This window comes from Maritimibacter alkaliphilus HTCC2654, from assembly GCF_000152805.1.
Taxonomy (GTDB): domain Bacteria; phylum Pseudomonadota; class Alphaproteobacteria; order Rhodobacterales; family Rhodobacteraceae; genus Maritimibacter; species Maritimibacter alkaliphilus.
Window position 1 is genome coordinate 94097 of the sequence record NZ_AAMT01000013.1, and the last position, 12832, is coordinate 106928.

General features: G+C 59.9%; 12 protein-coding genes. 5 read left to right on the top strand and 7 right to left on the bottom strand.

Going from position 1 to position 12832, the window contains the following annotated elements:
- Positions 1-12 precede the first annotated feature (12 nt).
- The 6 genes from RB2654_RS00500 to RB2654_RS00525 form a co-directional block, all read right to left on the bottom strand.
- On the bottom strand, positions 13-951 hold the full coding sequence (locus RB2654_RS00500) for an ArdC family protein (RefSeq protein WP_008327454.1): 939 nt from the start codon (positions 949-951) through the stop codon (positions 13-15).
- Positions 952-991: 40 nt separating this feature from the next.
- Complete coding sequence (locus tag RB2654_RS00505) at positions 992-1477, bottom strand: hypothetical protein (RefSeq protein WP_008327455.1); 486 nt, start codon at positions 1475-1477, stop codon at positions 992-994.
- A gap of 1205 nt (positions 1478-2682) precedes the next feature.
- Positions 2683-3894, bottom strand: coding sequence for a plasmid replication protein RepC (gene repC / locus RB2654_RS00510; RefSeq protein ID WP_040884173.1), 1212 nt, complete (start codon positions 3892-3894; stop codon positions 2683-2685).
- Positions 3895-4107: 213 nt separating this feature from the next.
- The gene (repB, locus tag RB2654_RS22735) at positions 4108-5037 is read right to left on the bottom strand and encodes a plasmid partitioning protein RepB (RefSeq protein ID WP_083783317.1); all 930 of its coding nucleotides are present in this window, start codon (positions 5035-5037) and stop codon (positions 4108-4110) included.
- On the bottom strand, positions 5021-6214 hold the full coding sequence (repA, locus tag RB2654_RS00520; RefSeq protein WP_040884156.1) for a plasmid partitioning protein RepA: 1194 nt from the start codon (positions 6212-6214) through the stop codon (positions 5021-5023). Before repA ends, repB begins: the two co-directional genes overlap by 17 nt.
- A 134-nt stretch (positions 6215-6348) precedes the next feature.
- On the bottom strand, positions 6349-7230 hold the full coding sequence (locus RB2654_RS00525; protein ID WP_040884175.1) for a recombinase family protein: 882 nt from the start codon (positions 7228-7230) through the stop codon (positions 6349-6351).
- A gap of 226 nt (positions 7231-7456) precedes the next feature.
- Here RB2654_RS00525 and RB2654_RS00530 point away from each other — a divergent pair, with 226 nt between their 5' ends.
- From RB2654_RS00530 to RB2654_RS00540, 3 genes are all read left to right on the top strand, one after another.
- Positions 7457-8524: a helix-turn-helix domain-containing protein gene (locus tag RB2654_RS00530; protein ID WP_007803223.1), complete on the top strand. Its 1068-nt coding sequence runs from the start codon at positions 7457-7459 to the stop codon at positions 8522-8524.
- A gap of 149 nt (positions 8525-8673) precedes the next feature.
- Positions 8674-9138: an excisionase family DNA-binding protein gene (locus RB2654_RS00535; protein ID WP_007803221.1), complete on the top strand. Its 465-nt coding sequence runs from the start codon at positions 8674-8676 to the stop codon at positions 9136-9138.
- Positions 9135-9704, top strand: coding sequence for a PIN domain-containing protein (locus RB2654_RS00540; RefSeq protein ID WP_007803220.1), 570 nt, complete (start codon positions 9135-9137; stop codon positions 9702-9704). Before RB2654_RS00535 ends, RB2654_RS00540 begins: the two co-directional genes overlap by 4 nt.
- A 58-nt stretch (positions 9705-9762) precedes the next feature.
- Here the strand turns inward: RB2654_RS00540 and RB2654_RS00545 are convergent, their stop codons facing one another.
- On the bottom strand, positions 9763-10605 hold the full coding sequence (locus RB2654_RS00545; protein ID WP_007803218.1) for a hypothetical protein: 843 nt from the start codon (positions 10603-10605) through the stop codon (positions 9763-9765).
- Positions 10606-10856: 251 nt separating this feature from the next.
- On the opposite strand from RB2654_RS00545, the gene RB2654_RS00550 reads away from it, so the two are divergent.
- The gene (locus tag RB2654_RS00550; RefSeq protein WP_007803217.1) at positions 10857-11789 is read left to right on the top strand and encodes an IS5-like element ISRhba5 family transposase; all 933 of its coding nucleotides are present in this window, start codon (positions 10857-10859) and stop codon (positions 11787-11789) included.
- A gap of 90 nt (positions 11790-11879) precedes the next feature.
- A complete protein-coding gene (locus RB2654_RS00555) occupies positions 11880-12758 on the top strand; it encodes a TniB family NTP-binding protein (RefSeq protein ID WP_007803215.1) in 879 nt (292 codons plus the stop codon).
- The last annotated feature ends 74 nt before the right edge of the window (positions 12759-12832 follow it).

The window sequence follows — 12832 nt, forward strand, 5'->3', positions numbered from 1 at the left end:
TTCTCCGTGCGGTCAGGCGGCCTCGGCACTGCGACCTGCCCTGCCCACCTCCGATCTGGCGATCAGATAGTCGCAGGCGCGCTGCGCGTCCGCGGCGTGCTTGAAGATCGCGCCCTTGTCTGAGCGCAGGACACGCAACCAGTTGTGCAGGTAGGCGGCGTTCATCTCGAGCGTATGGGCCGTGAAGCCGAGCGTCTGACCCAGAAACACCGAGGTCAGTTCGGCGACGATCTCCTCGCGGGCATAGGCCGTATTGCCGAACTTCGAGAGCCCGAAATCGCGGTTCAACCGATGCGGGGCTTTCGTGGCATGGGCCAGCTCATGCGCCCAGACCCCATAGAAACTGCGCGGGTCCTGGAACCGCGTGATGGACGGCATGTAGACCTTGTCCACGGGTGGCAGATAATAGGCTTCCGTTCCCGTGAAGACGGTCGTGATGTCGATGGCATCGAAAAACGCCTGCATGTGCGGGATGGGCTCGGAGGGTGGATGCTCGGGCATGGGCTCCGGATCGGGGAAGAAGCTGTCGGGCAGGCCCTCGATCTGGCAGGCGTTGAAGACGCGGTAGGATTTCTGAAAACGGAAGATCCGGGCCTCCTCGGAGCGGTCACCCCCATCGCTGCGACCGTCCTCATCAGCGGCGTTCGCCTGGCTTTGTCCGTAGTAGACGACGACAGACGATTTCTCTCCCTTGCGCACCTTTGCGTCCAAGGCATTGGCCTGTGGCAGCGTCATCCAAAAGGGTGAGCTGTGGCCCGCCATCACGGTCCGCATCGTCAGCAGGAAGTTGTTCACGCCTTGGTAGGGTTCACCGCCCACGCGCAGGGGGCGTGAGCTGCCGCCTGCGGTCCAGTGCTTGCGCCACGGCAGGACGCCGCGCTCGATGATGCGGATGATTTCGTTTGTGATGACCTCGGAGGCATCGAATTTGGGCGTGCGGGATCGGACCATGGCTGGCGTCCTTTCGAGTTTTGGTGAGAGGGAATGGAGATCAGATTGACCGACGGGGTCGCGGATCGTTGGTGATGCTGGCACCGAGCTTTTCGACCATGTCGATGTAGGTGGTCAGCGAGACGGATCTGCCGGCACCCGAATGGTCCGGGTCGAGCGATCCGTCCCGCGTCACCCGCGGCAGGGTCGCGAAAGCGATGACCTCGGTGACGGGTCGGATATCGATGAACGGGGTTCTTCGTGCGACCGCGAGGGCGGCCAAGGGAAAGCGCTCGATCGGCGCGAGGGTCGACACGGTGGTCCAACCGAGATGAATGGATGTCCCGCCCTCGCCGCAGATCACATGCGCATTCGGCAATATCGCCACCTGCCTGAGAAGGACGAGATCGCGCAACACAGTCTCGCGTTCGAGCCGCCGTGCCAATTCTAGCTGGCCAGTTCGGCGCAGTTCCTTGTGTCGCCACCATGAGGCAGCGGTCGCGCGCAGCACGCGCAAGACACCTGTTTGCATGGGAATGCCCTTCATCAGGAAAGACAGACCGGAACCCGGCCCGGACCCATCTGAGGGACCCCAAAGGCCCTCATCCGTCAGTCACAAAACCCGAAGTCCACTTTCACTTTTCGTGGACCAAACCCATGAAACACCCAACCGCCACCGAACTGTACTGGTACGACGGGATCAGAACTTCCACAGGGCCCATCGGCTAGACCTGTGGCGGTTCCTTCTTCACGAGATAGCCCAGACCGCTCAATCGGCCCGCAACTGCCAACTTCTTCGTAAAGCGTGCTGATGCTTTGGCTTCCCGTCGATGTAGCGGATCGGCACCCTGGAAAGGGAAATCATGTCGATGAAGGCTGTTATGGGCATGATTTCCCATCGCGAATACCAAAAAACGCAATAACCTATTGTTATTACTTCATTTTCCCCCATCTGACGGATCAGATCATTCCGCAGCCAACATCAATGCACTCTTTTGAAGAGTTCGGGTGTCATGAAATCAAGAGATTGAGTTGCAACCGCTGTTCTGCGATGTCCTCGTCGTCCACTACGACCAAATCAGCGGAACGCGGGACCGCTGGCAACCAGCTGCTGCGCTTGAGGAACCGATTGCCTCGTTGGCCATGTCGCCATTATCGAAGTGACTGAGAAGTTACCGGCTCCCCCTTCCCCGCGCGCGGGAATTCGAGGATCGAGCCCTTGGTCAAACGGTTTTGGCAACCATCGATCGTCTGCTCCTTGTGCGCTACGGCCCGTAGCCACGATATCATGCAACAGACATCCACAACCTACCTCTCAGGCATTAGCACCGATGAAGGCCAAGCGAATATCCGAGGCCAGGACCCAAATCGCCGTCAGCAGGCGCCGGATAGCGTAGAGCCAATTGTTGAGGGTATTCATCATCAGATCTCAGACATCGAAAAGGGCAGGGGCCGCGGAGGCGCGCAACTGCTAGGTTGGCTGCAGCGCAACGCTCTGTATGTTCTTCGCTAGCCGCCTTTGCGCTACTAGCAGCGATGGTCACCAGCTGAGGTTTTACCATGATGATCGGGATGCCCTCGTCATCAGAGCTTCGCCGGGACGAAGGCGAAAGCCACTTTCACGATCTCAAATACCGCCACACCTCAACCCCCTAACTTTCCTCTCTCGAACACCGTTTGTGTGCCGAGAACCTACTTAACAGCTGTTAAGTTATGCCATGCCAGCCGCACGAGATCTGAGTTTAACAGCTGTTAAGCCGCGTTCCGCCGGCCAATCAATGCCATGACCATTGGGCCACAGGAAAACTCGCCTGCCGCAGCTTTGGCAGTCAGAGCTCGCAAGTATCCACCAGGCGATCTTATGTCGGCGAAGCGTTCCAGCATGGCAGCAACGACGATCGACGCTTGCTCCGGACCCATGAACCGCTGTGCTTCTTCCCATGCAGACGCACTGATTCCCATGGCTGGCCGCACATGGCACGCCGCATCGAAGAGCTGATGCCAATGCCGGATCTCACCTTGGTAAAAGGTCTTAAGCGAGGGACATGCCGCGATCACTAGGTGCAGCGGGATCTTTGGCAGGTGTCTTGTGTCCTGTTCATCGACGTCAGCCACAGGCTCATCCGTGTCCACATCTGGCACACCCGCCGCCGCCCCGCTTTTTTCTAAAGCAGGTTCAAGATCTATAGATTCTTTATTTGAATTATGATGGTGACGCTCAGAATGGGCATCATTGGTGTTCATTTCTTCTGTTTCAGGGCCATCAATGATGTTGCGTGCCTGGTCAAGGAGAGCTTCAAGGTCGGCTCGATAGGCCGCGAGGTCCTCAATTGAAAGCTTGCGGCGAAGCGCGCGGGCTGTGAGTGCAGCCTTGTCGCGAAGCTGATCCCAGAAGCCTAGGCCGGGCTGTATCTCGTCTCCGAACTCGGCGAGGGCCGCGAGGTCGCGTCGCATGAGGCTTACGACCTCTCTCAGGCGCCTGACGCGCTCCTCAGCCTCACGTACGGCCTCTGCGGCCCGTGCTATCTCCTCGGACTGACAGTAGAGCGGGGAAAGATCGAAGCCAAAGGCAACGCGATCTTCGCCGTGCTTGCGGACGTAACGCTTCCCATTGGGGCTATCGCGCCGCTGGAGCAAGCCAGCCTCGACAAGACGCGCGAGGTGACGACGCATCGTGGAGCAGGGCATACCATTCAGGCGCTCACAGATCGCCTTGTTCGAGGGGAAGACGACCATCTCGGCGTTCCCGCCAAGCGCATCGTCCGGAAAGAAGCTGAGGAGCCCCTGCAAAACCGTCAGATCACGTTCCGAGACCCCAAAGGCCGCTTGCGCCTTGGAGAGCTCGCGCAGGAGTTCCCACTTGTTAACGGGTCTGGCTGGAACAGATGCCTCGGGTCGCTCAATGACGCGCAAATGGGCGTGCGAAATCGGCCGCATAAACGGCGAGATTGGTGTGTACTCCATGAAAATGTCCACGAAGACAAAAATTCTAGGGCCCGCGAATCGCTTTGCGCTTGCGGGGTAGGGGCCAGAACGCTACATTCAGAAGTGCGAAAACTGAGATTTTGTAGCGGGCTGATCCCGGTGCGAAACCTTACAAAGGTCTCGTGAAGCTAGCTTCTCGGGGCCTTTTTCTTTTTGCCTGTATCGTGCCTCCTTCTTGTTGGTTGCTCTTCCTCAGTCTCCTGAACGCTTCCAGCGCTCATGAAGCTCGGTAATCAGCTTTGGGGCGTTGCCCTCCAACCAGCTGATAAAATCAGGTTCATCCGTAGTTAGATCAAGTTTGAGCTGCTTGCCTTGGCGGCCGGTCTTGACCGTCGCAGCTCCAACACCGGGGATCGCCAAAGCAGGCACACCCTTTCTAGACGGGCTTGCTTTCTTCTCTGCTCTCTTCGCAGCTGCCAGAACTGCGAGAAACGCACGCTCAGAAACCTCATCGACCGAGCCGGAACTTTCGGACTTGGCTGCATGAGCTACGGCTTGCAGTTGGTCTCGATCACCGTCGTAGGCACCCAAAGCCTTTTTGAGCTCTTCCCATCTTGGGCGACCAATCCCGGGAGCCGCACCAATTGCCTGGATGAGTTCCTCGCCGACCGTCCGAACGACACTCAAGAGTTGTGAAACCCCAGCTTCGTGGAGGTTAAGGACATCGGCGACACCTCGATTGGTGCGCTCAGCCCCTTCCAAATGATCACCGTCCAGAAGTGCCGTCGCAACGAGCGCACGCTCAATAAAGCTCAGATCACGACGCTCTTGGTTCTCGAGAAGCTGATCTCGAAGCGCTTGATCACCTTCAACCTCTGTGACGATGGCTCGAACTTTGATACCGAGTTCGCGACATGCTTCCAAGCGTCTGCGGCCATAGATCAGGTTGTAGCGATCGCCTTCCAGTGGGCGGACCAAGACAGGCACACGCTGACCGTTCTTGGAAATAGAGTTCTTCAGGCCCTCAACGTCAATCTGAAGCCTGTCATCCAACCGTCCTTCGGTAACAATCTGCGCCGGATCGATCTCAAAAACACCGCCACGCAGTCGGCGCCCTTCAAGAGCGTCAGGAGCGTTGCGAAGGGTCTGCAGCGGCAGGCCAAGTTTAGGCTTTCTTGCCATTCCGCCCCCATGTGTTCTGGATGATTTCAGCGATCTCATCGTTCACTGCGTTCATAGATTCGATCGCACGATCAAACGTCTGACGCGTGAAGTCCTTCTTGTCAGCTTCGTAGAGCGTTTGCTTGGTCAAGCCGGCATCAGAAATTGCGGTCGACTCAACCATGTGATTGGTCAGGACCGACCTCCCAAAGAGCCCGCGAATGAAGGCGATGACTTCGGTCTGTGGCGCGTCGCCGACTTTGTATCGCGTTGGCAAGAAGCGAAGCCAATCGAAGCGCAGATTTGCGCCTGCATCCCTGATTACTCCAAGGAGATCCGCAGTCATTCGCAGGAATTGGGACATCGACATAAGGTCAAGCATCTGCGGGTGAACCGTCACGAGCACACCCGAGGACGCGGAAAGTGCTGACATCGTCAAGAAACCAAGTTGCGGCGGACAGTCGATCACAACAACGTCGTAGTTCGCTTCAACACTATCGAGTGCGTCATGAACTCTCGCGAAGAACGCCTTCGCTCCGCCTCGCTGGATCGCAGCAGGCGTCTCGTGCTCGAACTCCATGAGTTCAAGGTTGCCCGGGATAAGATCAAGGCCGCGGATGTAGGTTTTGCGGATCACTTCGGCGATCGGAACCGGATCGTCATAGCGAACGGCATCATAGAGGGTTCCGCCCTCCATGAGGTCGAGTTCTGGCTGGATTCCGTGAAGAGCCGAAAGAGATGCTTGGGGGTCGAGATCGATCGCAAGAACCCTGTACCCCTTGAGCGCCAAGCGCTGAGCGAGGTGAGCAGACGTCGTCGTTTTGCCCGATCCGCCCTTGAAGTTCACCACTGAAACGACTTGAAGCTCGTCACCGTCGCGACGTCCAGGCACGTAAGTTCCAGACTTCTTTGCATTTCCTTCAAGCGTCTGACGGATTTCCCAGATATCGTCGAGCGTATAGCGACGATGACTTCCAGCCGTCGTCTCGACGTCAACGATCTTTCCTTCTCGATGAAGCTTCCGAAGATAGGTATGGTCGACACCAAGGAGTTCAGCAGCTTCGCCGCTGGTCAAAGTGCGCATCACCTTCTTTGCATCCGGTGGGAAGTGTGCAGCGCGCTGAGCATGCAGGTTCGACGCGAGAAGTTCCGCGTAGTGCCCGATGGCGATATCTAGATCCTGTTCTGCTTCGCTCATGTCTGCCCCGATCCGTGGGCGCGTTTTTTATGTGACCGCGCGTTATTTTTCGAGACTATTGCCCGACCACCCAGATTCGTGCAAGCACTTTCTAGATTTAGTGGCAATCCGTCAGGCCAACACAAGTGTCGTGTTCAGAGGAGCCCCAACTTTTCCGCACGCTCAAGCAGCATTTTGACCGAAGACGGCTGCCAGCTGGCACGACCTCGAGGGGTCCGTTCGCGCATCGATTCCAGCCGGTCGCAGATCGCCTGCAGCGTGATTTCGGGGTCCGCGCCTTTGATCGCCGCCACGATGGCAGGCAGGCGGTCATCGGTTTCGCGCCGTCCGGCGCGGCCAAGCACCTCGGCAGGAAGGAACCCGTCACGCACATATGCCTTCACAGCGCGGAGCAGGCGGCTTTGTGTCCAATGGCGATCTGGGGGCAGGGGGCCATTGATGATCCGCAGCAGGTCTTCCCAGGCCATATCCGGCCGCAAGCGGCGCACATGGGGCACCCAATCCTGCGCGGTCTCGTTGAGGCGCTCCATGTAGCCGTCCTGTCGCGCCAGCCGCACCTTGCGCAGCGCAGCGGGATCCTTGGCGCGTAGCCCAGGATTGCCACCAACGCGCCCTTTGGCGCGCGCAGAGGCAAGCCCGGCCTTTGTGCGCTCTCGTATCAGCGCGCGCTCGAACTCGGCCGCAGCGCCCAGAACTTGCAATGTGAACTTGCCCTGCGGGGAAGCGGTGTCGATGGGGTCCTGCAGGGAGCGGAAGAACGCTCCCTTGGCCTCCAGACGTTCGATCACCTCCAGCAAGTGCGACAGAGATCGCGCAAGCCGGTCGATCCGCACAACGACCAGCGTGTCGCCGCTCTGGACGCGTTCGAGCACGCGTGCTAGCACCGGTCGCGCGCGATTGCCGCCCGAGGCGTGCTCTTCAAAGATCTCGACGCAACCCGCAGTTTGCAGGGCCTCAGACTGGGGCAGGGGGGTCTGATCCTCTGTGGAAACACGGGCGTAGCCTATCAGCGGCATGAAAACGGGCTGTTTGCAATTTAAGATACCGCTATTAAACGACCGTTTGTAAATGAATGCAAGGGCGCGCTCTGTGGCGCTGTTCATCAGAAAGCCCTTGGTTTCCATACGCAGAGCGCGATCAGGGAGGTCTCGCGGACCATCGCGCGCGCGTGCTATGTAAGGTGTACAAACGCACTCTGATAAAACCCTTGGGTAAAGCTCAAAATAGCTGTATTTTGCGCATATGAGGCCTGGAACCCCCGCATTGTATGATGAATCCGACGCGCTCGGCATTTATGCTGAGGAGGTCGAACAGGCGTCTGAGGACGACCTGTGGTTTCTGCCCGGTCCGATGGACGACGAGCCGGACTATTTGCCGCCGGGACCACGGGCCGAACCGCGTGAAACCGAGGTCCTCGACGAATGGCGGAAGGCAGAGGGCGGGCAGGCCGCGCGTCTTGCCCGTGTGGCCGGTCGCGTCGGCGCGCTGGACGACCGGTTGAAGCGCGGACCGGAAGGATGGCGGCATCGGCTTGCGCTGATGGAGGCCGCAGATTTGAGCTGGCACACCGGTGACCGCATCAGCCAAGACCGGCTGGCGCTCTGGATCTCGCTGCGCCTGTCCGGTGTCCAGGACGACACGGCGGCGCTGGCGCGAGTCGGATGGGCGATTCGGCGACTGACGGGTGGACCGGGACCGGAGCAGGACCTTTCCGCCTTCCTCGACCGTCGCGACCCCGAGAACATCAGTGATGAGACCGAGCCGTTCGTGGATCGCGCGAGCGGTTGGCTGGATCTGATGGGGCAGGCCACGGACCTGCACCCGATCACTCGCGCTTGCGCGGGCTTTCACCTCTGGCGCCTCGCGGGGCTCGGGCAGCACGACGACCGTATGGAAGCGGCTGTCGCAGCTGCGCGGATCGCGGCCAGCGATGGAAGAGGCGCAGTCTTCACGCCTCTGGCCATGGGCGGGGCAGGGGGACTACGAGCCGGTGGTTCACCGTTCGAACGTCTGGAACGCTGGCTATACGGGATGGAAGCCGCGTGCCTGACCGCGGTGCGGCACCTTGACGATATCGAGGCATGGTCGGCGCGGGCGGAAGCCGAAATGACATTGCTCTCGGGCAGGACGCCGCCGGCCTTGCGCGCAGTGCTGACCGAATGGCCGCTCGTCTCTGCGCCAATGGCCCAGGCCCTGACGAGTGCCAGTCGCGCCGCTGTTCAGCGCAACCTTGCATGGATGCAAGAGCGGGGTCTGATCCGCGAGGTGACAGGACAGGGGCGGTTCAGGATGTGGAAGGCGACAAACTGAAGGTTAGCGTGGGTCTCACCCGCTCACTCGACAGCAGCGATAACCGCGAGCACGCGGCAGGGCGCGCAGAAACTCACCAACACTTAATGCATTTGTTGCACTTATTTCATATATGGTGGTAGAGAACAGAAACCGGAGAGGAGACCACCATGAACATGCTGGCACACCGACATCTTCCGCCCACGCCGCAGGACGCAGCGATTGCGCGCGTCTCTGGCCAGGCATTGTCACGCTTCGCCCAGGCGCGCGCGCCGTTGAAACTTCGTGTGACGGACTCCGAGCAGATGGAGCCGATCGAGCTTCCTGCGGGCGCCGTATCGCTGCTCATGGAGATCCTCGAGGCGATGGCAGCGGGGCGGGGGGTCACCATCATCCCCGAGAACGCCGAACTCTCGACCGTACAGGCCGCTGAGGTTCTGAACGTCTCGCGTCCGTTCCTGATCAAGCTGCTCGAGGATGGTGCCATACCGCATCGGAAGGTCGGCAAGCATCGCCGCGTCCGCATGGAAGACGTGATGTCCTACAAGGCCGCGATCGATACCGAGCGTGAAGCTGCGCTCGATCAACTGGCCGCCGACGCTCAAGAGCAGGACATGGGCTACCGCTCGAAATGAGCCAGTACACGGTCCTGTTCGATGCGAACGTCCTTTATCCCGCGCCGATGCGCGATGCACTGATGCAGTTGGCGGTCACAGACCTTTTCAAGGCCAAGTGGACGGCCGATATCCATCGGGAGTGGATTGATGCGCTTCTGCGCAATGAACCTCATCGGGAGCGCGCCGCGCTGGAACGAACTCGCGACTTGATGGACAGGGCCACACGCGACTGTCTGGTCACCGGCTACGAGGCATTGGTGCCGGCCCTAACACTGCCGGACCCTGACGATCGGCACGTTCTGGCGGCGGCAATCGTTGGGCGCTGTGACGCGATCGTCACGCAGAACCTGAAGGACTTCCCACCAGCGGCACTTGCGCCCTTTGGCATCGAGACCCAACACCCTGACGACTTTTTCCGGAACCAACTGTCTCTCGCGCCCGGTCTGGTCTGTTCCGCGCTGCGGAAAGTTCGCGCGCGCCTCAAGAATCCGCTCAAAAGCGTCGACGAGTATCTCGCGATCCTGACACAGCAGGGGTTGGTCGCCACGGTTGCCGACCTGGAGCAATTCGCCGACCTGCTTTGATCCCAGAACTGCCCTGACTGAATACGTTCTGGCCAGAGTTGTGGCACCCGATCCATCATCACCGCGAGATTTCGCCCGCCAGGACTGCACGCCCGTGGACTGCAAGCGTAGCAGTGAACCTCGGGCAACCGAACTGCCGGATCACGGCGACAATGCGCGCATCGTACGCCGCTTGCCCTATGACGCGACACAGGTCTGACGCGTGAAACTGGCGGTTCGAGCTTGGCGCAGCCTTGATCTGTTCGTGCAGCTCGCGCTCTCGTGGCTCTTGAACCGGCTGTGGTGCGGGGAGAGCCGGTGGGCGCGTCGCTTCTCCAAGCGAGGTGCGCCACCGGCGCATGAAGCCGAGCAGGAAACCGGCCGGAACCTTGCTGTTCCCACGGGCCCGGTTGAAGGCAAGGAAGCGTTCCCAGATCACTTGCGTATCGACGTTCCAGCAGGGTAGGGCGCTCTTCGCGGCCTTGATCAGCTCGGCCCAGCATGTTCGGAACACGTTCGAGCAACCGTCAATGTTGATCTGTCCTGTGAATATAGTTTTGTTAGATTCTTCTCTAGATAGTGATGTGTCGTCTCCGTCTGACACGAGATCGTGGGTCTGTTCGCCGTCGTCAAAGGCCGCGAAGCGGAAGAGCCAGGGGGCGAACTTGCCGTTCGACTTCTCGCGCTCAAGCTTCAGTTCAGAAGTTTCAAGCTCACTCAGCAGAACGCTCAGGTACTGGCGCGAGACGCCCATCTTCGCTGCCAGAGAGGACAGGGTGAAGGCAGCCGTGCCGCGGGGCAGGCCGTTATACCCGTCCTTCCACGCAATTCCGTCGAGGATGAGCGTGGCCAGTTTGTGCGCCGAAACAGAGAGGTCTGTCTGCGTGATCCGCCTTAGGATCAGGCCAGTCGTTGGTTCCATGGTCGTATCTCCTGAGAGAGACGATGCCATGTCGAGAGCAAACAACATTCTTGCCAGCAAAAACACTTTGCTGGTTGCAGGGGTTCGGACACTGCGCTAGAAGAACCGTGTTCAGGGGTTTTTTTCTAGCGCGGCGTCAGGCTTCTCGGTCTGGCGTCGTTTCCCTTTTTTTGGGTGATGCACTGGGCGTTGTTGCAGAACTCAGTCGGTGAAGGATTCACATCGGGAATCCATGCGGTTAGACGATCTGCATGAGCAAGCCCAAGCCCGCCCGCTACCGCACGACGAACTGGTCCAGCTACAACGATGCGCTCAGGAAGCGCGGATCGCTGCTGATCTGGCTGGACAAGGAGATGACCTGGCACGCGCCGCATGAGGGACGCCCAGGGCGCCCGCCGGTCTTTTCGAATGCCGCGATCCAGTTTTGCCTGTCGCTCAAGGTTCTGTTCAAGCTACCGCTCAGGCAGACAGCCGGAATGGTCGCGAGCCTCCTGCGCCTGGCAGGGCTAGACTGGCCCGTTCCGGACTACTCGACGCTGTGCCGCAGACAGAAGACCCTCAAGGTGCAGATCCCCTATCGCCGTGCCGAAGGGCCGCTGAATCTTCTGGTGGACAGCACCGGCATCAAGTTTCTTGGCGACGGCGAATGGCAGGCCCGCAAGCATGGCGTTCAGGGCCGCCGCCAATGGCGCAAGGTGCATCTGGCGATGGATATCGCCACCTCGGATATCCGGGCCGTCGAGTTCACCCCTAGCCGGGAAGGCGACAGCCCAGTCCTGCCGGACCTGTTGGGCCAGATCCCCGAGGACGAGGACATCGGCACCGTGACCGCGGATGGTGCCTACGATACCCGCCGCTGCCACGGCGCCGTCATCGCACGCGGTGGCACGGCAATCATACCGACCCGAAGGAACGGTCGAGCTTGGAAAGAGGACTGCCCGGCTGCCAAGGCGCGCAACGAAACCCTGCGCGCCACGCGTCACTACGGTCGGGCATTCTGGAAGCGGTGGACCGGATACCACGCCCGTAGCCGAGTGGAGGCCAAGATGCGATGCCTGAAGGCCTTCGGTGAGCGCATCGCCGCGCGGGATCCAGATCGCCAAACCGCCGAAATCCACATCCGGGTCGCCCTTGTCAATCGCTTCAACGCGCTCGGCACCGCCCACGTCGTCCGCGTGGCATGAAACTGAATGGGAAAGGGGCACTCACAACTCAGGCCGACTTTCTGCAACAACGCCCATCGCGCCCCATGTTCAAGGTGGAGCGCTGGTGAATTGAGGGCAGAAACTGAAGACGACGGCCGCATCGCCCTCATTCAATCGGACATCTGGATCGGCTTTCCCCGAGCGGAGCAAGTGCTGGACCGGCTGCATGGTCTGATTGAGATGTCGCGGCAGACCCGCATGCCTGGCCTTCTGGTGCATGGGGCGTCCGGCATCGGCAAAACAATGATCGCCCGCAACCTGTCGCGACGCTATGCGCCGGAGTATGATCCGGAGTCGGGCGTCACCCACACCCCGTTACTTCTGTTGCAGGCGCCACCCGCTCCTGATGAGCGGCGGTTCTATATGCACATCCTCGCAGCCGTCGGAGCCCCGTCGTCGACGCTGAGCCTGAAGGCGCAGAGTGTTGCCTCGCTGGAAGTTCGGGTCGTGGGCCTTTTGCGCGACCTCGGGCTGCGGATGATCATGATCGACGAAGTCCACAACCTTCTTGCGGGCACGCATAGGGAACAGCGCCGGTTCCTCAATGTCTTGAGGTATCTCAGCAACGAGCTGGAGGCATCTTTGGTCTGCTACGGTGTCAGCGAAGCCGTCGATGCCATTCGCGGCGATGTCCAACTGGCCCGTCGGCTTGATGAACACCACCTGCCGAATTGGCGCGATGATGCCGAGTTTTCGGATATGATCCAGACATTGATCGCGGCCATGCCGCTGGAGAAGAAATCCAATCTGCAAGTGCGGTCGCTCAAGCAGATCCTCGCATTAACTGGCGGGGTGACGTCCCGCATCTTTGCCTTGGTCAAGGATCTGTCCATCGACGCGATCATCAGCGGTGACGAGTGCGTCACTGATGATGCCATCGCAAAATGGACACCGGTCTGGTCGCGCCATGCAAACGCTCAGCGACGGCTCGAGAAATCTGGGGCGTGACGTGTATCCCGCTGCCGATATCGGTGACGCCAGTGCCGGACGAGTTGCTTTCTGGTTGGTTATCGCGACTGGCC

Bases quoted from the DNA above. Each gene is read 5' to 3' on its own strand.
- RB2654_RS00500 (WP_008327454.1), bottom strand. From the start codon at position 951: ATGGTCCGATCCCGCACGCCCAAATTCGATGCCTCCGAGGTCATCACA.
- RB2654_RS00505 (WP_008327455.1), bottom strand. From the start codon at position 1,477: ATGAAGGGCATTCCCATGCAAACAGGTGTCTTGCGCGTGCTGCGCGCG.
- repC (WP_040884173.1), bottom strand. From the start codon at position 3,894: ATGGAGTACACACCAATCTCGCCGTTTATGCGGCCGATTTCGCACGCC.
- repB (WP_083783317.1), bottom strand. From the start codon at position 5,037: ATGGCAAGAAAGCCTAAACTTGGCCTGCCGCTGCAGACCCTTCGCAAC.
- repA (WP_040884156.1), bottom strand. From the start codon at position 6,214: ATGAGCGAAGCAGAACAGGATCTAGATATCGCCATCGGGCACTACGCG.
- RB2654_RS00525 (WP_040884175.1), bottom strand. From the start codon at position 7,230: ATGCCGCTGATAGGCTACGCCCGTGTTTCCACAGAGGATCAGACCCCC.
- RB2654_RS00530 (WP_007803223.1), top strand. From the start codon at position 7,457: ATGAGGCCTGGAACCCCCGCATTGTATGATGAATCCGACGCGCTCGGC.
- RB2654_RS00535 (WP_007803221.1), top strand. From the start codon at position 8,674: ATGAACATGCTGGCACACCGACATCTTCCGCCCACGCCGCAGGACGCA.
- RB2654_RS00540 (WP_007803220.1), top strand. From the start codon at position 9,135: ATGAGCCAGTACACGGTCCTGTTCGATGCGAACGTCCTTTATCCCGCG.
- RB2654_RS00545 (WP_007803218.1), bottom strand. From the start codon at position 10,605: ATGGAACCAACGACTGGCCTGATCCTAAGGCGGATCACGCAGACAGAC.
- RB2654_RS00550 (WP_007803217.1), top strand. From the start codon at position 10,857: ATGAGCAAGCCCAAGCCCGCCCGCTACCGCACGACGAACTGGTCCAGC.